This window comes from Paenibacillus sp. NPDC056722 (genome assembly GCF_042790635.1).
Taxonomy (GTDB): domain Bacteria; phylum Bacillota; class Bacilli; order Paenibacillales; family Paenibacillaceae; genus Paenibacillus_AQ; species Paenibacillus_AQ agri.
In genome coordinates this window covers 895,547-919,606 of record NZ_JBHTYV010000001.1, presented here as the reverse complement: position 1 = coordinate 919,606, position 24,060 = coordinate 895,547, and the positions used below count along the sequence as shown (strand labels likewise).

Sequence of the window (24,060 nt, the reverse complement as noted above, 5' to 3'; positions counted from 1 at the left end):
CTCAGCCTTCCGGAATTTACTCTCTGGGCGCGGGTGGACTCGTTCTTACTGGTCCCGTCAGCACGTTTCAGTATTTGTCCTATAGAATAACATGGCAAAGGGCGGTTTGCAAAGGGTGGACGACCTTTTTATTTTAGGAGACTAAAGTGTCCTGAAAAAGATGTTTATCCTCGGAGAGAACGGGTAAAATACTTATAATCTGTTACCAGGAGGTGGCTGTAACTTGAGTAAAGACAACAAGGTCCAACAGGAACAGATCCAACAATTAAATGAATCCGCGGAGTTTCAGAACAACGCACTTCGTGAGTTCATTGAAGAAAAGACAGGAAGTCCTAAACCAGAAGAGTCAGTTCACGAAGGTACAACCCGTCTATCGGATGATCAGAACCGCTTGATTACTCAGCGTAATATGCGTAAATAGGCTGCATATGTTCTTCTGACAGAAGATCAGGGAATGCAAACCACAGAAATACCTTTTATGGCGAAAAATATGGAGACCTAAGAAGCCGTCGGACATCCTTTTAGGATGCCTGGCGGCTTTTCGTATGTGGAAAGATGTCCATAGTAAATGAGGGGGCCATCTTCACAGAGGACGTCAGCCGCCTTTCGGCAAGGCTGTCGCTACTAGACATCCTCATCTGTCAGAGCGGCCACAGTTGTGCGAAACGTCTTCATAAAAGCTTCCGCTGCCTTGGAGAGATAACGGCCGCGGCGGTATGCGAAGACCAGCGTCCGGCTTGGTACAGGCTCAGCCAGCGGCAGGTAGACAGGCACAAATTCACTGCGTGGTGCTCGGGCGATGAAATGAGGCACAAGCGTAACCCCCATGCCTGTAGCCACCAGTGACTGCACGGTCTCCATATTGTTGCTCTCAAAAACAATCTTCGGCTCGAACCCCGCCTCCCGGCACAGCTCAATGGTCAGCTTGCGGAAGCCCTGGCCTTCCTTCAGTACAATAAAAGGCTCATTCTTCAACTCCTCCAGCGAAGTGCGGATTCCATCCTTGCTGCGGACTGCAAGAGGGTGATCGGCGGGAACCGCCAGATCAATCCGTTCCTCTCCCAGCACTTCATAGGCCAGTGCAGGAACCTCTAAAGGAAGAGACAGCAGACTAAGGTCGGTTTGTCCCCCAGCGGTTAGCTTCTCCAGGTTCATGGAGGAGTCTTCGAGCAGTGCAATCTCAATCTCCGGATAGCTTTGCTTGAAGATCGGCAGCACATGCGGAAGCAAATGTGCGCCTGTAATCGGCATGCTGCCAACCACGACACGGCCGGAACGCAGCTCCGAGATATCGGACATTTCCTGACGGAGCAGTTCGACAGCATCGATAATGATTTGGGCTTGCTCTACAAATTTTGCCCCGGCATGGGTCAGCTCAACGGAGCTGGTATTCCGCTGGAAGAGCAGGACACCCAGCTCCTTTTCCAGCTTGGAGAGCTGCTGGCTGAGCGAAGGCTGAGCGATATGCAGCTTCTCTGCTGCCCGCGAGAAATTTCTTTCGGCAGCGATTTGTAGTGCATATTGTAATTGTCTGAATTCCATATTCCAAAACTCCCCGGTGTTAAATCACTTCTCTTATAAGTATAACCTATGACCATAACCTTTAATATAGGAATCCTGCTGTCAGCCACGGTGGATCTTGCCGATCACCTCACTGCTTCGGCTATTTCGCTGTGTTCTTTTTGTTTTTACGTCCTGAAAATCATTTTAACGTTCCGTTTATATTAGAACGCTTTTAATTGAATGATATAGAAATTAATGAAAATTTTCGGCGAGAAATGTGATTACCCGGCGTTTTTTCTTTACGTATCCGTTCGATTCGGTTAATACCAAACTTATATTCGGACGGTATCTTATAGATGTGGGAACGATCTCACACCTATAAGCGGAGGTAAGCTATGAGCAATATCAAAGAGATCGCTCTTCTATCGGGTGTATCCAAGTCTACTGTATCCAGAGTGATCTCGGGACATGGTTATACAAGCCAGGAGGCCAAAGACAAGGTTCTGAAGGTGATTCAGGAGCTGCAGTACAAGCCGAATGCGATCGCTAGAGCGATGGTCTTGCAGCGTACGCATAATATCGGGATTCTGATCTACCGCAGGGATTACCCCATCGTGTCCCATCCCTTTTACGGTAAAATCATCGACGCCATTCTGGCTACAGCTGCAAGGATGAATTACTCCGTATTTGTAACGACGGACCATGAAATGTCGCTAAGATCCGCCGATTTCATGATGGAGAAGCGGGTAGACGGGCTGATCTTGATCAGCCGCCTGGAGCAGAATGTGATCGATCATATTAGTAAATTCGGCGTTCCTTATGTAATGGTTAACGGCTCCACGAATGTGGATGGTGTGGTTCATATCGTGAACCGGGATCAGGAAGGGGGACGTGAGGCTGCCCGGCATTTAACCGGCCTTGGACACCGCAAGATCTTCATGCTGGCCGGTCCGCAGGACCATCGAAGCCATCATTTGCGGCTGGAGGGATTTCGGGACTATATGCAGGAGCATCACCTGGATATCTCGGAAGACGCTATCGCCTATCCCGCAGCCTCAACGTTCGAAGCAGGCTACAGAGCGATGAGCGAACATTGGGAGCATTTTAGACAAGAGGCTTATACTGCAGTATTCGGTACCAATGACATGATCGGGCTGGGGGCAATGAAATTTTTGCACGAGCAAGGCCTTAGCGTCCCGGAGCAAGTGGCGGTAATGGGCTTCGATGATATAGATATTTCTTCTATCACGAACCCGCCCTTAACGACCATTCGAGTCGATACCCAGCAAATGGGCCATATTGCCTGTGTCATGCTGGACAAGCTGATTCGCGAGAATTCTGTCAAAGAGACAATACTGGAGCTTAAGCCTGAACTGGTGATCAGGCATTCTACATCACACCAGGACACTTAATGATTGGAAGGAGCAGGACATGTAATGAAGTGGTATTTAAAATCACTGGGTCCAAAGAAAATTATCGAATTTGTCGCTCTAATCATCTTCGTGATCTTTTTCATGGGACCTCTGTTGAACCTGGCTATTCTCGCATTTACAGGGAACTGGAATTACCCGGACATGCTTCCTAGGGAATGGTCGCTGAAATGGTGGAAGTTTGTCTTCCAGCAGGAGGGAGTCTCGCAGTCTATCGCCCTTTCCTTCCTGATCGCAACCATCGTTACTGCTGTATCGATCGTGCTTTGTGTTCCGGCAGCGTATGCCTTTGCCCGAATTCGTTTTCCGCTCAGCAAGTTCTTCTTGTTCTCGTTCCTGCTGACGCACGCCTTTCCTAAAATGGGGCTTTACGTCTCCATCGCAGTGCTGTTCTATAAGCTTGGTCTGATGAACACCCTGCTCGGCGTCATTCTGATTCATATCATCAACGTCCTGATGTACATGACCTGGATTCCGACCTCAGCGTTCCGTAATGTTCACACGGCGCAGGAAGAATCGGCCCGCGACGTAGGGGCAAGCCCGTTCCGGGTGTTCCGCAGCATTACGCTGCCGATGGCGATGCCAGGTATTATTGTCGCTTCAATCTTTACTTTTCTGAACTCTCTAGATGAAGCGCAGGGGACTTTCCTCGTCGGCGTACCCAATTTCAGAACGATGCCTGTTGTGATGTATGGCATTATTAGCGATTACCCGGCTTATGCCGGTGCGGTCTTCTCAATTATTCTGACAGCTCCGACGATTATTTTACTGCTGGCGGCCCAGCGTTTTGTCAGCGCGGATGTTCTGTCGAGCGGCTTCCAGATCAAATAAACTGACGTGCTGAACAGGAGGACATTATGGCGATTCAATTATCCATTCAGAAACTGACAAAACGTTATAAAACAGGCGATGGAGTAAGCGATATTTCACTGGATGTCGGCAAAGGAGAGATGGTCACCCTCTTGGGACCGTCCGGCTGCGGCAAGACAACATTGCTTCGCAGTATCGGCGGCTTCCTTGACCCAGATGCCGGAGACATTCTGATTGAAGGTAAAAGTGTATTAAAAGCACCGCCGGAAAAACGTCCGACCTCCATGGTCTTTCAGGGCTACAATCTGTGGCCGCATATGACGGTGTACGATAATCTGGCGTTCGGTCTGAAAATCCGCAAGGTGAAAAAGGCAGAGCGTGATCAGGCGATTGAACAGGTGCTGGAGCTGGTTCGTCTGCCGGGGGCAGGAAAGAAATATCCTGGGCAGTTGTCCGGTGGTCAGCAGCAGCGGATCGCCGTGGCCCGCTCACTTCTGCTGAAGCCTGCGGTGTTGCTGCTGGATGAGCCGTTCTCGGCACTGGATGCCAAGCTGCGGCATGAAATGCGGGAGGAACTGCGCGAGATTCAAGCTGACCTCGGTCTGACCATGGTCTTTGTCACGCATGACCAGGAGGAGGCCTTATCGATTTCTGACCGGATTGTGGTGATGAATCATGGACATATCGAGCAGATTGCCACTCCGCAGGAAATATACGATGAGCCCAAATCACTATATGTGGCCCAGTTTATCGGGAAAATGAACTTCTTGAAGGGGGTGGTTGCTGAAGGCGGAATTAAGGTAGGGGAACTGAGTTTCCCGAACCCTAACAAGCTTTCAGGTAAAGTTACGGTGGCTGTCCGGCCGGAAGATATTCAGTTCGGTGGCGGCGCAGAGAGTAGACTACAGGGGACGATTAAGCAGATTATGGTGCTTGGTCATTATGCCGAGGTGTCGGTTGATGTTCAGGATCATGGCACGGTACGTGCATTCCTGGCTCGCGACGAGGTCAGAACGCTTCATCATGGTCAACAGGTGTCGGTAGGCTTTGCCAAGATTCTAGCATATCCGGAACAGTAAAATGAGCAAACACTCAAGGAGGAAAATAGTTCATGTCTAACAAGAAAACAGCATTCACCCTTTTGACAAGTTTGGTTCTGGTCGGATCTTTACTCGCAGGATGTGGAGACAAGAATAGCAATGATTCGGCTGCTGCCGGTAATGGCGCTACGGCTGAGCCTGCTGCCAAGACGACGGAATTCTCTTTTTATTACACAGGCTCCCAGAACGTTGACGATCTCTGGAAAACACTGATTCCGATGTTCGAAGCGAAGAACCCGGATGTTAAGGTCAAGCCGGTTTATGTTGCTTCAGGCACAGGCGCTCAGCCTACCTATGACCGCATTCTGGCTGCCAAGCAGGCGAATAAAGGCTCAGGCGACATTGACCTTTATGAGGACGGCATTGATTCCGTCAACAAAGGCAAGAACGATGACATCTGGGATACGCTCAGCGAGAGCAGCATTCCTAACCTGAAAAATGTGGATGAGAATACCCTGAAAGACGTCTCTAACCTGGCTATTCCTTATCGTGCTTCCGCGGTACTGCTGGCGTATAACAGCGACAAAGTGAAAGACGCGCCGAAGACGCTGGACGAGCTGTATGACTGGATTCGTAAAAATCCGGAAAAATTCGCTTACAATGATCCATCCACCGGCGGCGCAGGCAGCTCCTTCGTAACTACAGCCCTCTATAAATTCTTGCCTGAAGAGGCCATCCATAACTCTGATCCAAGCATCATGAGCCAGTGGGGTCAAGGGATCGACCTCTTGAAGGATCTGGGCAAATACGTATACGGTAAAGGCATCTATCCGAAGAAAAACCAAGGTACACTTGATCTCTTGGCTAGCGGAGAAGTGGATATGATTCCGGCCTGGTCCGATATGGTGCTTGACCAAATCTCCAAGGGTCAGCTTCCGGCAACAACGAAAATGCAACAGATTACACCGGGCTTCAACGGCGGACCGACTTACCTGATGGTACCGAAGCTGTCGGAGAAGAAAGACGCAGTATACAAATTCCTCGACTTCGTCGTTTCGCCTGAAGCACAGACTGAAATTGTCAACAAAATGCACGGCTTCCCGGGCATCAAGCTGAGCAACATGCCGCAGGAGATTCAGGATTCCTTCAAAGGTGCTTCGGAAGGCTACCGTACCTTTAACCTTGGCGACCTGGGCAAAGAAATCAACAAAAAATGGCAAAGTGAAGTTGCTGCTCAATGAGTAAACAAGCAAGAAGGGGGCTGCTGGGGATTTCCCTGGTCCTCCCTTCCTTTCTCATTCTGGTGCTGATTGTTGTGCTGCCGATTCTGGGATCTTTGAAGGAAAGTCTCACGAATCACAGTGGCGGTTACGACTTGTCCAATTATAAGTATCTGTTCACTGATAAACTGATGCGCTCGAATATTATTTTTACGCTAGAGGTGACGATTGCTTCCACACTTCTGGTCCTGGTCATTAGCTATGTTCTGGCTGTGTACATGCGCTTTAATCAGGGCATGGCGGTCAACTGGATTCGGCGGATGTATATGATACCGATCTTTATTCCTTCGGTCATTGCTACCTATGGTCTGATCCAATTGCTTGGCAATCGTGGCTGGGCGGCGCGGATCCTTTATCACTTTGGGTCTGAAAGCTTTCCGCGGATTATTTTCGATATGAAAGGGATTATTATCGCCAATCTATGGTTCAACATTCCGTTCACCACAATGCTTCTAGGTTCAGCCTTATCCGCCGTACCGAATTCCGTAATTGAAAGTGCCAAGGATGTGGGTGCAGGGAAGCTCCGTATTTTTTTCAAACTGATCCTTCCATTGACGTTCAAAACACTGCTGGTTGCCTCCACCTTCGTATTCATGGGTGTGATCGGCTCGTTTACGGCACCGTTCCTGATCGGACCTAATGCACCGCAGATGCTCGGGGTCTCGATGGAGCAGATCTTCGGGGTATTCCAGGATCGTCAGCTTGCTGCAGCAACTGCATTCTTCACCTTCCTGATGTGTTCGTTTGTCGGTTATTTCTATATTCGCTCCATGATTAAAGAAGAAGGAATGCGTTCATCATGAAGACTGTTCTCGTAGACGCGCAAGGGAAAGTAACTCCCGCAGGCTCCAAATCGCATATTGCGTACCGTTTCTTTGTTCCAAATGGAGCAGACCGGCTCGGCGTTCATTTCAATTACGGGCCCAAGTATTTAGAAGATCAGGAGAAGGCTAAGCTGCTGATCGAGCAGGGAATCGAAGCCTATTTTGAGGCTGAATATTTGGAGCAGGCAAAAGCACGCTGGCAGTCCTATCTGCCGCTGCAAAATCTAATCACCGTCTCTGTCGATGCCCCTGACGGACATCGCGGGGCCGCTCACCGGCATGACCGTGAGCAACTGCATGTTCTATCGCGGCATGAAGCCACACCGGGACTAATACAGGGTGAGATTATACCGGGCATGTGGGAGGTCACTTTAAGCCTGCATGCGATTGTGACCGATGTCTGCGACTATACACTAAAAGTCTGGGTGGAAGAGGAGGATGCGCAATGAAATGGTTAGCCTGCGAGCTGCACACACATACATTCCACAGCGACGGCCGGCAATCGCTGGCTGAGCTTGCAGCAGGGGCTAAGAATCTTGGCTTCGACTGCATCGCATTGACGGATCATAACACGATGACAGGGCTTGCGGGTAAAGAAGACATTGAACGTGAGACAGGGCTTTCGATCATATCGGGGATGGAATGGACTACATTCTTCGGTCATATGGTGACGATTGGACTGGATGAATTCCTCGACTGGCGCCCGGTCGGCCCGGGTGATATCCATGCCGGACTCGCACGTGTTCATGAACGGGGCGGCCTTGCCGGAATGGCGCATCCGTTCCGCGCCGGCAGTCCGATGTGTACAGGCTGTTATTGGGAGTTTGAAATCAGTGACTGGAACGATATTGATTATATTGAGGTATGGTCAACAACGTTTGCACCTGTGAAAAATAATAACATCCGCGCCTTCCGGCTATGGACGGAGAAGCTGAATGAAGGCTACCGGATTGCCGCGACGTCCGGACGCGATTGGCATCACCAAGATCCAACGGACGATCCGTTGTCTGTAACCTACCTTCAGCTTGAAGAAGAGGATGCGCCTGTCACCGATAAGGCAGTAAGGGCTTTATCAGCCGGCCGTGCCTCTGTTACGCTGGGGCCGTTGCTTAAGCTTGAAGTGACTTCGCGCGGGACTACTTACGGTATCGGTAGTGCTGTGCCGGGAGGCAGAGTGTCTGGAAGCACATCTGTTGCCGCTGTGTCGGCAGATTTTCAGGTGCGCAAGGGTCACTGGAAGTTGGAAGACCAGCGTTATACACTGAAGCTGAACAGCAACAAGGGAATACTGGCTGAGGAAATCATTACGCCAGATGCTCCGCGGCTTGAAGCTGAGATCCCAGATGAAGTTTTGCTGTGGATTCGTGCGGAGCTTTGGGGGATGGTGAAGGGTGTGCGTACGATCATTGCCTTTACCAATGCAGTTTATTTCGATTAAAGCAAAGGAGCCTAGAAAATGACTGGACATTTTCCATGGATTACAGCTCACACGGGATGTATGGATACTCTAGACAACACTTTAGTCTCTGTGGAAGAGGGAATCAGGATGGGAGCAGATATCATAGAGGATGATATCCGGGTCACCCGGGACGGAATCGCGATTCTGGCTCATGATGATATCTGGCAGAGTGTTGATGGCCGTACCATTCAGATCTCAGCATTAAGCTTCAAAGAGCTTCAGAGTATAGAAGTGATAGTGGACTATGCCGGCAAGACGGGAAAGATGACCTTCTCGACGCTGGAAGATCTGCTGCTGCTGATTAAAGGTTCAGGCCGAACGGCGAATCTGGATCTAAAAGTTGATGAAGCCATTGATGCAGCGGCAGCTTTGGTGCATAAGCATGATATGCTGGGGCAAATATTCTTGTCTGGCTGTGGGGCGGAGCGGGCCTTACTGGCACAGCTGCGTTATCCAGAGCTGAAGAAGCTGCTGAACGCTGATAGCGAGCATTTTCTGAACCGATCCTATGATGAAGCCCTGGAACAGACATTAAGCGATGCATTGGCTGCAGCCTGTTTCGGGATCAATATCTACCATGAGTTCGTTAAACCGGAATTAATCGAGCAAGCCAAAGCGAACGGCCTTAAGGTCTACGTCTGGACCGTCAATGACGTCTCGCTAATGGAGCATTATGCGTCTCTTGGTGTGGATTCCCTAACCACACGGGCTGTGGTAGATCTGGTACAGCTAAAGAAAAGTATGCAGCAATAATGAGACAAGGTTCAGCCTTATATAAAGCAGGCTGGGCCTTTTGTGCGTTGTAAGTGACGATCCAAATAGAGGTTTCACTCGCTTATAGTTCATGCCTATGAACCCTATAGTTTTTATATCTTGGAATAATAAACGGCGCGATGTTATATTTAGTTCATTCAAGAGAGACTCCACACTCTCTTCCAATGAACGATTAAATGATGAGGTGAAATTCATGAGCAAGAAGACAATGTTTGAGAAAATTTGGGACAATCACGTTATTCATCAGGAAGAAGGCAAACCTAGCATTCTGTATATTGACCTTCATTTGGTTCACGAAGTGACTTCTCCACAAGCCTTCGAAGGCCTGCGCCTGGCTGGCCGTAAGGTTCGTCGTCCTGAGCTTACATTCGCGACAATGGACCACAACGTACCTACCAAGGATCGTTTTAACATCAAAGACCCGATCTCCAAACAGCAGATCGACACGCTTTCCCAGAACTGTCGTGATTTCGGCGTGAGACTGTTCGACCTTAATGATATCGACCAAGGTGTAGTACACGTTATGGGGCCAGAGATCGGCCTGACTCATCCTGGTAAAACGATTGTCTGCGGCGACAGCCATACTTCTACACACGGCGCATTCGGCGCACTGGCGTTCGGTATCGGCACCAGTGAAGTAGAGCACGTAATGGCAACCCAGTGCTTGCAGCAAGCTAAAGCCAAGACGATGGAAGTTCGCTTCACAGGCAAGCGCAATCCTGGCGTAACCGCGAAAGACATGATCCTCGGCGTTATCGCTAAATATGGTACTGACTTTGCTACTGGTTATGTTATCGAGTACACAGGCGAAGCGATCCGTGAGCTGTCGATGGAAGAGCGCATGACTGTCTGCAACATGTCGATTGAAGGTGGCGCGAGAGCCGGTCTGATCGCTCCTGACCAGACTACATTCGATTACCTGCGTGATCGCCAGTATGTACCGCAAGGTGCTGCTTATGACGCTGCAGTTGAGACCTGGAAAGGGCTCGTAAGCGACGAAGGTGCAGAGTATGACACTATTGTTGATTTTGATGTAGAGACCCTGATTCCGCAAGTAACCTGGGGCACAAGCCCAGGTATGGGTACTGACATTACAGCAACTGTGCCGAATCCGGCTGATTTCACAACTGAAAATGAACGCAAAGCTGCTGAAAAAGCACTTGAATATATGGATCTGACTCCTGGCACGCCAATCTCCGAAATTGGTATCGACTATGTCTTTATTGGTTCCTGCACCAACGGCCGGATTGAAGACCTGCGCGCTGCTGCACAGGTTGCCAAAGGCCACAAAGTATCTGATCAAGTAACGGCTATTGTCGTTCCTGGTTCCGGACGTGTTAAAATGCAGGCGGAAAAAGAAGGTCTGGATAAAGTATTTACAGAAGCTGGCTTTGAATGGCGTGAAGCAGGCTGCAGTATGTGCCTTGCGATGAACCCGGATGTTCTGCAACCAGGACAACGCTGCGCATCGACCTCTAACCGTAACTTTGAAGGCCGTCAGGGCCGTGGAGGACGTACGCATCTTGTATCTCCTGCAATGGCTGCCGCTGCGGCAATCAAGGGTCGTTTTACCGACATTCGTGACTGGAACTATAAGACGGAAGCCGTCAATTCATAAGAATCAGATCTAAGCGGGAGGGAACTAACATGGAAGCTTTTAAAAAATTAACAGGAATCGTTGCACCGGTTGACCGGGTCAATGTTGATACAGATGCTATCATTCCAAAGCAGTTTTTGAAACGGATTGAACGGACCGGATTCGGACAATTTCTGTTCTACGAATGGCGTTTTGACGAAGAAGGAAATGACAACCCGACATTCGAGATGAATAAGCCGCGCTATAAAGGTGCGTCTGTCCTGATCTCTCGCGCCAACTTTGGTTGCGGCTCCTCCCGGGAGCATGCGCCGTGGGCGATTATGGACTATGGCTTCAAGACGGTAATTGCTCCGTCTTATGCAGATATTTTCTATAATAACTGCTTCAAGAACGGTATTCTGCCAATCAAGTTGTCAGAAGAGCAAGTAGAAGATCTGTTCCAGCGGACGGCTCAGTATGATGGTTATGAATTGCACGTAGATTTGGAGAATAAGGTTCTGAGTGATGATCATGGCTTGAACATTGCTTTTGACCTGGATGAGCACCGTCGCCAGTTCCTGCTGCAAGGTCTGGACGATATCGGTCTTACTCTTCAGCATGCGGATGAAATCTCTGCCTACGAAGAGCGTCATGCTGCTAAGTTGTTCGGTTAATGCTTTTCCTGACGACTCTATGAGTTATGTTAGTTTATATTAAAACTTCACCATTTTAACAGAAACTTCTATTTCCGATGTCGGAAATAGAAGTTTTTTTGTTATAATCGATATATACATTGCCTGTAGAGGCAACTTTTGGAATCTTTCTGTCGTCTGATAGGTCATGGAAGTTCACGAATCCAAATATCAAAGGAGAGAAAAGGATGGGGAGAGTCACCCGCTTGATATTTTCGCTACTTTTGCTGCCGCTGATGTTTCTGTCATTTTCCGTCCATGATGCTGCCGCGGCAGGAAAGACACAAGGTAAAATCGTTCTGGACAATAAAGAACTTGCACTGCCCAAAGGGATTGTAATTGAGAATGTGAACGGAAGTGTGATGATCCCCATACGGATTGTAGTAGAGAATTTGGGGTTTGAAGTGCTGTGGGAGCAAACCTCTCGTAAAGTGACCATAAAGCAAGATTTTAAGAGTGTAGAACTTATCGTAGGCAGCAAATCGGCTAATGCCGACGGGATACGCCTGGATTTGAATGCTGCACCTAAACAAACCGGAGGCACGGTGCTGGTGCCCATCCGATTTGTCAGCGAGCAGTTTGGACTAAAGGTAGGCTGGGACAACCGTGATAAAATCGTCTATTTAACCGGAGGAGCGCCAGCTCCCCAAGTTGCAGCACCCACACCAATACCGTCACCAGTACCATCACCCACTGCTCAGGTTCCATCAGTCACGCCGGGAAATCTGGGCGGGAGTATTCCGGGCATAGTTGTTTCAACACCTTCTCCAGCTGCGTCTATTCCGGGCAACGACGGTACTCTTGCAGGTGTCTCACAGGTGAAGGGTGCTGTATTCAGTGAGAACAAACTGGTAGTTGCCGTTGATGGGAGCGTCAAGCCAAGCATAACGGTAATGAATAATCCGGCCCGCATTATTGTAGATTTACCCGGAACGGCTTTTGCACCAGAATTTGCAGGAAGCCTGCAGCAGGGACTGGCGGGTAACGGTAGCCCGCAAGGCAAGCTGGATGTGACTGGCTACCCGCTCGTATCCGAGATCAGGTACGCTTTGTTCAGCGTCAATCCTTCTATAGTAAGATTTGTCATTCAGACAGCGGTCAGTCAGCCTTACCAGCTAAGTACGGATGAAAGCAAAGGTTTGGTTACCATCGATCTCAACACGCAAGGTGTTCCTTGGAACGGTGGGGGGACAGCCGGGAATACAGGCAAGCCGGTAGTTGTCCTGGATGCGGGGCATGGTGGTTCTAAGCCGGGGGCGGTCAGTATCACGGGCCGATTGGAAAAGGACTTTAATTTGGCCGTGGTGCGTAAAGCGGGAGCACTATTGGAACAGGATGGACGGATGACAGTGGTGTATACCCGGACTGAAGATACCCACCTGGAGCTGCAGGATCGGGTGGTGATTGCCGAGGCGGCAGGCGCGACTCTTTTTCTCTCGGTACATGCCAATTCTCTTGAGACATCTTTTCCGAACTGGAATAAAATCAACGGAAGTGAAACCTATTACAGTCGAAGTGAGAGCCTGCCTTTTGCGCAAATTATGCATAAGCATCTTCTTGCCGGAACGGGATTTAAGGACAATGGAGTCCGCTATAAGAGCCTTCATGTAACCAGGGAGACACGCATGCCCGCTGTGCTGCTGGAAGCTGGCTATCTCACCAATGTAGACAATGAAACTGCGCTGTATACAGACTATCTTCAGAACAACCTTGCAGGAGAGATTGCAGCGGGGATCAAGGAATATCTTGGATTGTAAATTGGACTGAGGCCGCACAAATTATGCAAAATCTCAGTTCCCCTATGGAATATATTCGCAACTTTTGTAGAGTGGCGGCGTCTAATAGATGTCGAAGGTTGCTGGTCGTCAGGTCAACAAGAACGTCTTTCTCAGGCGGAATACTAGATTCTTAGAGGTGGAGAATGAAGAAATTTGGTTTTATGCTGTTGCTGTTACTTTTTGTACTGATCTTGCCGGAAAATGGACATGCCGCTGCCTCGGGCAGCAAGATTATTCTGGATGGCAAGGAGATTACGGCCGAACAAGGAGCTCCTGTTGAAAATGTGAACAGCACGGTTATGGTCCCGCTAAGAATGATTGCAGAGAATCTTGGCTACAAGGTGGACTGGGAGCAGAAGAGTCAGACGGTAACCATCTCTGATTCATTCAAGACGATCAAGCTGGTGGTCAATCAAAAAACGGCTTCTGTCGATGACAAGACCGTTACCTTGGTCACTGCTCCGTTACTGCGCAGTAATACGACGCTAGTACCGATCCGTTTCATCAGCGAACAGTTTGGTCTGCTGGTTGATTGGGACAATTCACAGAAGATTGTAACATTGACTACACCAAATGCTCCGGGAGATAACGGTTCCCAGCCGGAGAACCCAAGTAATCCAGGAGATGGGCAGCCTCCTGTGGATCCTACTGCAAATCTGGCCCAGGTAAATGGTTTGAGCTTCAATGAGAATCGCTTGACCATTGCTGTCGATGGCAAAGTCGAGCCGAAGGTATCTGTGGTAACCGGCCCGGATCGTATTGTTGTAGATCTGCCGAATGCTACCTTCTCGAATGTTTTTGGTACCGGACAAGCTCTCGATTCCAACCTGAACGGCAGTCTTGCAATTACAGATTATCCCGATGTGTCGGGGGTTCGCTATTCGCTGTATAATACGAATCCTTATGTAGTCCGCTTTGTCATTGATTTGACTCATTCGAAGAATTACAGCGTGAATGTTACCGGAGATTCTTCAAAGTTAGTGGTCATTGATCTTAATGCACCATCGACAACTGATCCTGTTACCCCACCAGTGAATAACGGCAGAAAGCTGGTTGTGCTGGATGCAGGGCATGGTGCCAAAGATTCCGGTGCTGTGGGTGTAACTGGAAAGTATGAGAAGAACTTTAATCTGGCTGTCGTATTGAAGGCTGCTGACCTGCTGAAGAAGGAGAATAAGGTTGACGTAGTGCTCACACGAAGCGACGATACGTTTATCGAGCTGAAAGATCGTGCAGCCCTGGCGAACAATCTGAAAGCGGATCTTTTTATCTCCGTTCATGCCAACAGTGGTGCGTCCTCCTCAGCCAGCGGGAGTGAAACCTATTATCAGCGTGATGCCAGCAAAGCGTTGGCAAACGTGATGCATAAATACCTTGTACAAGCCACCGGCATAAGCGACCGAGGTGTACGCTATGGCAATTTCCATGTCATACGGGAAACAAAGATGCCTGCGGTGCTTCTGGAGGTTGGCTACCTGAGTAACAAAAACGACGAAGCCCTTTTATTCAATGACGCTTTCCAAAGTAGAGTTGCCGCTGGGATCGTCAGCGGAATTAATGAATATCTCGGAATAAAATAACAGCTTAACGGCAGACCAGCGCCGCACAGTTATTTCCCGCCTGTTTTTCGGCCCGAAAACTATGCGGACAGGTCTGCTCGTATTCATCTAAGGGGGTATTAGGAATGATGAACAAGAAATTAGGTTACGCAGGAATTGCTGCTCTGCTTTTACTCGTAATTGCTGGTTGCGGCGATAAACCGACGGCTGCTCCGGCTAATGGCAACAATCTGGAGCCTACCGTTGTGAACGGTGCTGGAGAGAACGGAAGCAACAATAATACAGCGGAAGGCGGCGATCAGGTAGTTCCGAGCCCATCGCCTGAAGCAACAGAGGAGCCCGGAAATAATACGGTCAACAGTACGCCTGCACCGACTGCTACAGAAAAGCCGGCTGCTGCAGAGAAGCAAAGCCAAAGTATCGATGTCTATTATACCGATCCACAGCTATTGGATCTTGTAGCTGCGAAGGCTACTATCCATTTTGCCGATCCAGTGGAGAAGTACAGTGATGCCTTCAAAGCGCTGCAAAGCAGCGATAATCAAGAGCAAATTCCGCTGTGGGGCAAAATTGAGCTGAAATCGCTCAAATTTGAGGATGGACAGATCCTTATGGATATCCATAAACCACAAGATGCACAATTGGGCGCTGGTGGGGAATCCATGGCGATGTCCGCCCTTGCCAAAACGTACTTCCAATTCGACGAAGTGAAGAGCATCGAAATGCTGGTGGACGGCCAGAAAGTTGAAAGTTTGATGGGCCATGTTGATCTGGAGCATCCCATGACCAGAGAGAACAGCTTGTAATACGCAGGAATTCTGCAGCTGCTTGGCGAAGTACTAGGTACACAACAATCATGGGTTATTGAGAGGAGAACAACCTATTGTCCAGACAAAAGAGATTGAAACGTAGGGTGAAGCCTTATTCTGCCAAAGCGGTTTCGGCCGTTCTGGCGGGGGTTATGGTTTTGGGTGGAACAGGCGCGGCTTTTGCAGATAGTTCTGCGAGCACTACAGCGAACCCTCCAGCGAATCAGAGCAATGTCTCTGCCCCTAGCACATTTAGCGATGTAAAAACAGGCTTTTGGGCCGAAAAGCATATTTATAAATTAGCGGGGCAGGGGATTATTGTCGGCAACAACGGCTTGTTCCGTCCCGGCGACCCCGTAACCCAGCAAGAAGCTGTATTGATGGCGCTGCGTTTCATGAAACAGGCGGGTAATGCGGACCCTAATACACAAACCGTTCTTCCAACGGGTTTTGAGGTATCGAATTACTACAAGTCCTACGTGATTTATGCACTTCAGCAAGGCTTACTTGATAAGACTGCTGAAATGACAGCAGATAATCAGAAAACTTCCTGGGGTGAGCGCAAAGCTTCCCGGGAGTGGATTGCAGAGCTGCTGATCCGTTCACTCGGCAAGAGTGCTGATGCAGTAGCTTCAGGGAATGCTTCGACAGGATTTGCCGATGATGCTAAGGTGTCCGCGAACAAACGTGGCTACATAAATTTGGCGGTCAGCCTCGGTCTGGCGAACGGGCTGGATGGCAACCGTTTTGATCCGCAGGGTGCTGTAACCCGTGCACAATTGGCGACTTTCTTCAGTAGGGCAGAAGCACAGTCAGGGCTTGTATATGACAATACTGTGGAAGGCTATATCAGCGATCTGAAAAGTGACAGACTATCTGTCTACGATAACGGAAATACGTCTGTGCATGGACTGAATGCCAGCACTGCATATTTTACCAGCACTTCTGAGAATCGAATTAATCTGAGCGATCTTCAGCCGTACACGAAGGTAACTGTTATCGGGGCTACTTATAATGCTTCCTATGTGGAGATAACTGATCCGACACAGCTAATTGAAAGCCTGAGTGGTAATTTTGCCATGGTGGCTCCAGGGAACAAGCTGTGGTTGAAATCGGCAACAGGTTTTACTGAGTACTACTACGATGATACAACAACTTTCGTGGATGCCAGCGGCAATAAAATTGAGCCGTCTGCACTTGTGGCGGATAGTGTCGTAACGTTGACACGGGAAACATATAGCGGTTCTCACAAAGTAGTAAAGGTGCAAGTTACCTCAGGTGTGATCAATAAGACAACAACAGGCACAATTCAAAGTGTTAACCTTACGGACAAGTCCATAACTTTCAAAAATGCTGCAGGTGTACCTGAGACTTTTAAATGGGAAGATGGCACCTCGTTGTTCAGCTCTCAGAACAGCGTTCTGCAGCCTGTTGATTTGAAGGTGGGTGCTGCAGTCAAATACACGATTCAAGAGAATGTAATCCGTTCTGTAGAGGTGACCGAGGGTGTTGAGCGCACGGTTCAAGGCGTGCTCAATGAGATTACCGGTACAACCGTTGTGTATAAGAAAAAGGATGGCGGGCGCGAGGTGAAGCTGCTGGCGGCCAAGCCGGCGATTGTTATTCCAGGCGTCACGAATCCTTCCACTGATGATCTGGTGGCAGATGCCACTGGAGGAGACAATATACAGCTTACACTGGGTAGCGATGACCAGGTTACGAAGATCGAGGTCTTGAGCCGGCAAATCGACCAGTTCAGCGCGGCGACTATAGTAGATTATAATTCCAAAACACAGCTGCTGACGATTAAGGATGTGAGCGGCAAGCCGCATGTTATTCAGCTAGATGATAAAACCAAGCTGGCGTTTGACGGAATCGCTCCGAACCTGACGACAGTTGGACCCAGATTGACTGAGGGCCGCAAGGTAAACATGAAGGCGCTGGGCATGAGGGCTCTATCTCTGGAGCTGCTAACCAAATATGAAGGAACATTGACAGCCGTCAATACCTCCTCCAGAACGATGGTCATTAAGGTCAATGCCGGGGAAAGTCTTACTCTCCCTTATCCGACTTCGGTGGAGCAGTTTGGCAACAGCAACGCTACGATTTCCGATGTGCCCATTGGAAGCGGGGTAACGGCAGCACTGGGTACCAATCAGGACATCATCTCTGTACTAAAAGTGAAATCCGTTCTGCAACTCGAAACTTCGATGGTGAATTCGGGAACGAACCGTATTGCGATTAAGGTCAATGGAAGCAGTAGCGAGATCAACACTGCTCAGTTGCCTTTGAGCAACGAGGCTGGACAAACTGTAAAGCTGACCGAGATGAAGGCAGGAGATTTTGTGAACGTGACCTTTGAAGGTTCGACTCCACTTGCCATTCAGACCGTCAAGCTAACTACAGGCCCGGTTAACGGGGTAGATGCCACTGCGGGAACGCTGACCGTGAAGGATTATTCAGGGGCTGTTCAGACCTTTAACACAAGCAGCGGAATTAAAATTACTAGAGATGGCACAACAACGACGACGCTTGGAAGCTTGACTACTGCTGACCGGATTGAAGTCCGGAAAGATGCTAATGGTTCCATCATCGTACGGGTGCTAACTCAGGCAAGCCGCATCTTCTCACGTTATGAGAGTGCGTCGAACGAAATTGTGGTGAAGCGGGATAACATGAACGATAATTCCAATCGTTTCCGGTTAGCACCTAATGCATATATTCATCAAGGTGACACGACATTATCCGTGCAATCTCTCAAAGAAAATGATAAGATTATAATGTATTTCAATAACGATGTTGCAATAGAAGTTGTGAAACAATAATTGCGAGTGGTGGATTTCTGTGAGAAACACCGTCTTGACGCAAGGGTTTGCCTGCGTCAGGACGTTTTTTTTGAAATATAGCAAGGTATGGTGATCCTTATCTATAGTTATGCATGATCCGTCCTTTCATGAGTTGAAATGTATGGAGAACTGCGCTATAATACATACTTTGTTTATATTTCCTTACATCAAAATGGGAAGCGCTGGCATGTTCAGCGTAAATTGTGAAGCGGAGGGACGCTATGAAGGTTGCAGAAGTCCGCCACATTCTGGATACGATGGGTGACTTGTTTCCTGATGCGCATTGTGAGCTGATTCATAGCAACGCTTTTGAACTAACGATAGCCGTGCTGCTCTCAGCCCAATGTACGGATGCTACGGTGAACAAAGTGACCGTGGATCTGTTCCAAAAGTATAAGACCCCACTAGACTACGTCTCCGTACCTATAGAGGAGCTGGAAGGGGATATCCGGCGCATCGGCCTTTACCGCAACAAGGCGAAGCATATACAGAGCTTATGCTCCATCCTGATTGAGCAATACGGGGGCGAAATTCCCCAGGCTCATGATGAATTAGTTAAGCTGCCAGGTGTTGGCCGCAAGACTGCTAACGTGGTGGTGTCTAATGCTTTTGGTGTGCCTGCGATTGCTGTAGATACGCATGTGGAGCGGGTCGCGAAGCGGCTTGCCCTGGCAGGCTGGAAAGATTCTGTACTGGAAGTGGAGAAGAAGCTGATGAAGGCGGTGCCGAAGGATGAATGGACACTGACGCATCACCGGCTCATATTTTTCGGCAGATATCACTGCAAGGCCCAGAACCCGGGATGTCAGGTTTGTCCGCTTCTTGATGTATGCCGTGAGGGAAAGAAACGTATGAAATCGTCTGTGATCAGGAAAGATAAAGATCATACGCGAAAGAGCAAAGAGTTAGAGATGAAGAAGAGGATGGGATAGAGATGAAGTGCATTTCTGTGTACACTGACAATTTTGAAGTGTTTTCGGATATTTTTGACCGCGTAGTGGATAGCCCACTGGAAGAGAACGAAGAGCAGGAAGTTGAAGGCATTACGATCAGCCATTCCGGCGAAGTGCCTGAACACTACCTGGAGCGTATGTCGCAAAAGCCTGAGGTAGTTGTTATGAGAGACAAATCCCGTGGCTTGACTATTCTTCAGCACGGCAAAGTATTCGAAATTCTGCTGCCTGAATTGGAAAGTGCATAACACATTCGGGATGATCTGTGATGCATCCTTAATAAAGGAGTCTGCCCCCTTGGGCAGGCTCTTTTTCGTATTATCTATATAAGCCAAACAAAAGAAAGTAACAAAAAGCAAGGAGGAGCGAAGGGGGAAGTTTGGAACTGTAAGAGCGACAGCGCGAGCTAAAAAGCATTCCACAGGAAAGCTGGCATCGGAAGTATAAACTTTCCGGATTTCAACCGTAAACAGCGAAACTATGGAAAGAGATCTGGAGACAACAGTGGCCGGAAGTCCAAACATTCGACCGTAGTGGCGTTCTAAAGGGAGGGTGAACAGGGATACTGAAATAGGGATGTCGAGGAAGATTCATCAGATCGCTAAACGTCAGGGCAGTTCTGTCTGTTCGTAAGGGATTATAGGTTATTTTGTAATTAGTGTGTATTTGATTTGTGGCAGACCGGTGATAAAATGGAATTATTCTATTCTTGCAGATTATAACGGGTTTTGCCAAGTATAACGGGAATAAATCATGTTATTTCGGCACTTTAGGTGCAGATTTGATATATAACGGGAATTTCTCCTGTTGTTCCGACATATTTGCTACTATGTGAACCTGTTTGATTGTTTTAACTGCATAAATTCCTGTTATTTGGATGTAAAAGGGAGTTTTCTGCGAATTAGCGGGAGTTTTTCCCGTTAATTCACTCAGTACGATTGGACTATAAGGCTAGAGTAGAGGTGGAGAGCGGATGGGTGCGGAACAAGCCAAGGCAGAGAGAAAAGCCAGTAATGAAACAACAGCAGGGACAACAGCAGAGACAACAAGCGATAGTGAAACCACAGTAGAGCTTTTGGATTTGAAAGAATTGTCCGAACGTTGGGGTGAAGATGAGACCGGGCAGATTTTTGGTGATTTGCTGGAAAAAGAAAAGGCGAATGAACTGACGATTGCTTTTTGCGGACATTTCTCCGCCGGGAAATCCAGTATGATCAACAAACTGTGCGGAAGTACGGTGCTTCCATCGGGTCCTGTTCCTACAAGTGCCAATATTGTATCTATCCGCAGCGGCACCCCGCGTGTACTGATCTATCCTCGAACCGGAGCAGATGGGACTGTGGTACCTTGGGAAACGACCCAGGAGCGATTGCAGGAATACTGTCGTGATGGCGGGGAATATTCAGCGATTGAGGTTTGGGAGGATGCACCATTACTCGGTTCCCATGGAGTCTTGATGGATACACCGGGCGTGGATTCCACGGATGACGGTCACCAGACAGCGACACGTTCGGCACTTCATTTGGCGGATGTTGTGTTCTACGTGATGGATTATAACCATGTACAGTCGGAGAATAATCTAGCCTTTGCCAAAAATCTTAGTGATTGGGGTAAACCGTTATATCTGATCATTAACCAGATTGACAAACACCGCGAACGTGAGATTTCGATCACAGAATATCAGAAGCAACTAGAAAGCGCTTTCCATCACTGGGGGATTAAGCACAGCGGGATGCTGTTTACTTCGTTGAAGGTTAAGGAGCATCCGCTGAATCAATGGGAAGAACTGCTGAAGCTGATTACAAAGCTACTGTCCTCCAGGCAGGAATTGCTGCAATTCAGCCTGTCGCGTTCCATTCATCATACAGGCGAGGCATTGCTGGCATCGTACCGGGAGGAGCAGCGTGAAGAGCGGGAGCAGTGGACACAGCAGCTGGATGGTACGAACCGTGAGACTGTAGAGCGGGAACTGACCTCTCTTGAGCAGGAGAAGAAGGACTTGGAAGACCTTCCTGAGCATTCTAGGCAGCAGCTCCGTTCTGCGCTGGAGAATTTGCTAGGCAATGCGAATCTCATGCCCGCCGATGTACGAGAGGGGGCGGGAGCATATGTTGAGAGCATGAGCCCGGGATTCCGGCGGGGGCTGTTCTTTACCGCTGCCAAGCGGGAGAAGGAGCAGAGCGGTCGGCTTGCTGCCTGGCATGCGCTGCTGACCCGGGAGGTGTCCGCCCAGATCGAGTGGCATACTGGGCCACTTCTTCGTGAATGGGCGGAAGCTCTGGAGCTGTGGAGTGAGGATGATGATACGAAGCTGAAGGAGATTTTCCCGGCGGTAAGCCCGGAATGGCTAGCGGCCTTGGTAAAGCCGGGAAGCGGTCATACGGGTGAGGCGCTGCTCAACCTCTGCCGCAGTCTGGCGGCAGAGATTAAGAGCCGCTACCGCCGCGCGGCGCTGGATTTCGGAGATGAGCTGCTGTCGAAGCTGCCGCCGCTCATGGAGGAGCGGCGCGCAGAGCTTGCGCGCCGCGAAGCAGACCTCGCGCAGCAGGTGGCGGCCGCCGCTGCGCTCGCCGCTCTGGACCGCGCAGCGGAGCAGCGCGCGGCAGAGCTCGCGGCGCTGCTGCCGCCGCGCCGCAGCCTCACCCCCGGCATCCTGCCGGAGGTGAGGACTCCCCAGCACGCGCCTGCCGCAGAGGCGGCGCGTGACACCCGGCCGCCGCTGCGCATAGCGGCCGCTCAAAGCGCCGCCCCAGACTGGGCGGCGGGAGCTGTGTCGCCGGCCGGTGGACGGCGACGGTTGTCCGCAGCCGCCGGCGCACTGGCGGCGGCAAGCGAACTGCTGCGCGGCGAGCCGGCCATGGCCTCAGCCGCGCGCAGCCTGGCGGCGCGGGCGAAGGACCTCGCCGGCGGCCGCTTTACACTGGCGCTGTTCGGAGCGTTCAGCGCCGGCAAATCCTCCTTCGCCAACGCCTTGCTGGGCGAAGAGGTGCTGCCCGTGTCTCCCCATCCCGCCACGGCGGCGGTCAACCGCATTTTGGCGCCGGAAGGGGACTTCCGGCATGCCAGCGCGGTAGTGACCATGAAGTCGCAGGCTGATGTCTGGGATGACATCACCCATTCCTTCAGCGTGCTGGGGCTAGGCGTACCACAGCCCGAATCCTGGAGTGCGGCGTTGTCCAGTCTGCCCCTGGGGGGCATTCATCCCTCCGCACTGCCCCATGCCGGCTTCCTGCGGGCTGCAGCCGCCGGCTGGAAGGAAGCCGAGCCGCTGCTTGGAACTGTACGGACCGTAGGGCTGGAAGAGTACCGGCAGCTGGTTGCAGAGGAGACGCGGGCCTGCTTTGTACAAGGCATCGATCTGTATTATGCCTGCCCGCTGACCGAGAGTGGCATTGTGCTAGTAGATACCCCCGGGGCGGACTCCCTGCATGCACGGCATACCGGCGTTACCTTCGGATATATGAAGGAAGCCGATGCCATCGTATTTGTCACATATTATAATCATGCCTTTTCCAAGGCCGACCGGGGACTGCTGGCACAGCTGGGACGAATCAAGGACAGCTTCGCCCTGGATAAAATGTTCTTCATCATCAATGCCTCTGATCTGGCCTCTGGAGAAGAAGAACTGGAAGAGGTTCGGGGTCATGTGGTCCGAAACTTGCGGGAAGGTGGACTGCATGCACCGCGTATTTATGCGCTGTCGAGCTTGCTGGCGCTGGAGGGGAAAACTTCAGGCGATCGTGACATTTACGAGAGCTCCCGTTTTCAGCATTTTGAGCAGGCCCTTTCTCAATTTGCTGGTGAAGAGCTGCCACAGTTATCGCTTGCTGCTGCACAGGAGAGCCTGGCATCAGTCGTCCACCGTGCGGAGGAATGGCGAGCCCTGGCTTCCCGCGAGGAGAGCCAGCGGGAGGCGGAAGCTATCCTGCTGAAGGAACGAATGGGGCAGGCGGAAGAACGGCTGGTTCTTCTACAGACTGAAACCCGTCCAATTAACAGTCTTCGCCGTGAAGGAGAAGAGCTGCTGTACCATGTGCGGCAACGGATCGGGTTCACCTTCGGCCGTTTCTTCCAGGAATCCTTCCATCCTTCATTGCTGCGTGAAGAAGCCGGGAATCTGAAGGAGATCTTCTCGGCTTGTGGAGCGGAGCTGTGGCGGACAGTGCAGCGTGAACTGGAGCAGGAGCTATGGGCGACGACCCTTCGGCTTGAAGCCGCCGGGAACAGGTTGGTACATGAAGCCGTAGCAGCTGCAACGGCTGAGTTACCTTTTATGGAGGGTGAAGCTCAACTGGTGGATGATGAAGAAATCCGCTGGAGCCCGCCTGCCGAGATGGACTTGCGACTTCAGCCAATACATTGGACTTCCTTATGGGGGATGTTTAAGTCCCCGCGTCAATTCTTCGAAGGCGGTGGGCGGGATAAGGTCAAATCCGCAGTGGAACCGCTGCTGAAGGAAGCCATTACCGTTGCGGTAGCTGCTCAGGAGCCCAAACTGCTGGAACATTACGCGGTGGGCGCCCAGGCAGCCCTGAATATCACCGCGGATCGGCTGCGCGAAAGATTATCCGAACAGGAGGAAGCCATGACGAATCTCCAGAAAGGGGGTGATTCGGCGGAGCGTTGGGGCGAATTGGCCCTCCAATTGCGACGTATTGGAGAAACTTTCGACAATTAAAAGTGAAGATTGTAGTAAATTGTCGAAGAACACTTGCAATCTGACGGAT

At 50.2% G+C, this 24,060-nt stretch carries 19 protein-coding genes; 18 read left to right on the top strand and 1 reads right to left on the bottom strand.

Going from position 1 to position 24,060, the window contains the following annotated elements; all coding sequences use genetic code 11:
* Positions 1–223: 223 nt before the first annotated feature.
* Positions 224–421 (top strand): hypothetical protein, encoded by a 198-nt coding sequence (locus ACFRAM_RS04295; protein ID WP_379464671.1) that lies wholly within the window; start codon positions 224–226, stop codon positions 419–421.
* 203 nt (positions 422–624) lie between these two features.
* Here the strand turns inward: ACFRAM_RS04295 and ACFRAM_RS04290 are convergent, their stop codons facing one another.
* Entirely contained in the window at positions 625–1,542 is a 918-nt protein-coding gene (locus ACFRAM_RS04290; protein WP_379464670.1) for a LysR family transcriptional regulator, read from the bottom strand.
* Between the two features lie 356 nt (positions 1,543–1,898).
* Here ACFRAM_RS04290 and ACFRAM_RS04285 point away from each other — a divergent pair, with 356 nt between their 5' ends.
* The 17 genes from ACFRAM_RS04285 (at position 1,899) to ACFRAM_RS04205 (ending at position 24,011) form a co-directional block, all read left to right on the top strand.
* The gene (locus ACFRAM_RS04285; RefSeq protein WP_379464669.1) at positions 1,899–2,915 is read left to right on the top strand and encodes a LacI family DNA-binding transcriptional regulator; all 1,017 of its coding nucleotides are present in this window, start codon (positions 1,899–1,901) and stop codon (positions 2,913–2,915) included.
* A 24-nt stretch (positions 2,916–2,939) separates the two neighbouring features.
* On the top strand, positions 2,940–3,764 hold the full coding sequence (locus ACFRAM_RS04280) for an ABC transporter permease (protein WP_066363069.1): 825 nt from the start codon (positions 2,940–2,942) through the stop codon (positions 3,762–3,764).
* 26 nt (positions 3,765–3,790) lie between these two features.
* Positions 3,791–4,822, top strand: a complete 1,032-nt coding sequence (locus ACFRAM_RS04275) for an ABC transporter ATP-binding protein (protein WP_379464668.1) — start codon at positions 3,791–3,793, stop codon at positions 4,820–4,822.
* Between the two features lie 32 nt (positions 4,823–4,854).
* Positions 4,855–6,024 carry an extracellular solute-binding protein gene (locus ACFRAM_RS04270; RefSeq protein ID WP_175373631.1) on the top strand — a complete coding sequence of 390 codons (1,170 nt, stop codon included), beginning with the start codon at positions 4,855–4,857 and terminating at the stop codon, positions 6,022–6,024.
* The gene (locus ACFRAM_RS04265; RefSeq protein WP_175373630.1) at positions 6,021–6,866 is read left to right on the top strand and encodes an ABC transporter permease; all 846 of its coding nucleotides are present in this window, start codon (positions 6,021–6,023) and stop codon (positions 6,864–6,866) included. Before ACFRAM_RS04270 ends, ACFRAM_RS04265 begins: the two co-directional genes overlap by 4 nt.
* Entirely contained in the window at positions 6,863–7,336 is a 474-nt protein-coding gene (locus ACFRAM_RS04260) for a hypothetical protein (RefSeq protein WP_379464667.1), read from the top strand. The genes ACFRAM_RS04265 and ACFRAM_RS04260 overlap by 4 nt, the downstream gene beginning before the upstream one ends.
* Complete coding sequence (locus tag ACFRAM_RS04255; protein WP_379464666.1) at positions 7,333–8,325, top strand: CehA/McbA family metallohydrolase; 993 nt, start codon at positions 7,333–7,335, stop codon at positions 8,323–8,325. The genes ACFRAM_RS04260 and ACFRAM_RS04255 overlap by 4 nt, the downstream gene beginning before the upstream one ends.
* A gap of 18 nt (positions 8,326–8,343) precedes the next feature.
* The gene (locus ACFRAM_RS04250) at positions 8,344–9,099 is read left to right on the top strand and encodes a glycerophosphodiester phosphodiesterase (protein WP_379464665.1); all 756 of its coding nucleotides are present in this window, start codon (positions 8,344–8,346) and stop codon (positions 9,097–9,099) included.
* 214 nt (positions 9,100–9,313) lie between these two features.
* A complete protein-coding gene (leuC, locus tag ACFRAM_RS04245; RefSeq protein WP_379464664.1) occupies positions 9,314–10,738 on the top strand; it encodes a 3-isopropylmalate dehydratase large subunit in 1,425 nt (474 codons plus the stop codon).
* A 29-nt stretch (positions 10,739–10,767) separates the two neighbouring features.
* Positions 10,768–11,370 carry a 3-isopropylmalate dehydratase small subunit gene (leuD, locus tag ACFRAM_RS04240; protein WP_379464663.1) on the top strand — a complete coding sequence of 201 codons (603 nt, stop codon included), beginning with the start codon at positions 10,768–10,770 and terminating at the stop codon, positions 11,368–11,370.
* Positions 11,371–11,576: 206 nt separating this feature from the next.
* Positions 11,577–13,145 (top strand): N-acetylmuramoyl-L-alanine amidase, encoded by a 1,569-nt coding sequence (locus ACFRAM_RS04235; RefSeq protein ID WP_379464662.1) that lies wholly within the window; start codon positions 11,577–11,579, stop codon positions 13,143–13,145.
* 164 nt (positions 13,146–13,309) lie between these two features.
* Complete coding sequence (locus ACFRAM_RS04230) at positions 13,310–14,746, top strand: N-acetylmuramoyl-L-alanine amidase family protein (RefSeq protein WP_379464661.1); 1,437 nt, start codon at positions 13,310–13,312, stop codon at positions 14,744–14,746.
* 104 nt (positions 14,747–14,850) lie between these two features.
* Positions 14,851–15,531: a GerMN domain-containing protein gene (locus tag ACFRAM_RS04225; RefSeq protein WP_379464660.1), complete on the top strand. Its 681-nt coding sequence runs from the start codon at positions 14,851–14,853 to the stop codon at positions 15,529–15,531.
* Between the two features lie 77 nt (positions 15,532–15,608).
* Positions 15,609–18,359, top strand: coding sequence for an S-layer homology domain-containing protein (locus tag ACFRAM_RS04220; protein WP_379464659.1), 2,751 nt, complete (start codon positions 15,609–15,611; stop codon positions 18,357–18,359).
* A 242-nt stretch (positions 18,360–18,601) separates the two neighbouring features.
* Positions 18,602–19,312, top strand: coding sequence for an endonuclease III (nth, locus tag ACFRAM_RS04215; protein WP_379464658.1), 711 nt, complete (start codon positions 18,602–18,604; stop codon positions 19,310–19,312).
* A gap of 2 nt (positions 19,313–19,314) precedes the next feature.
* A complete protein-coding gene (locus tag ACFRAM_RS04210; protein WP_066363024.1) occupies positions 19,315–19,581 on the top strand; it encodes an NAD/NADP transhydrogenase alpha subunit in 267 nt (88 codons plus the stop codon).
* A 725-nt stretch (positions 19,582–20,306) separates the two neighbouring features.
* Positions 20,307–24,011, top strand: a complete 3,705-nt coding sequence (locus ACFRAM_RS04205; RefSeq protein ID WP_379464657.1) for a dynamin family protein — start codon at positions 20,307–20,309, stop codon at positions 24,009–24,011.
* Positions 24,012–24,060: the final 49 nt, after the last annotated feature.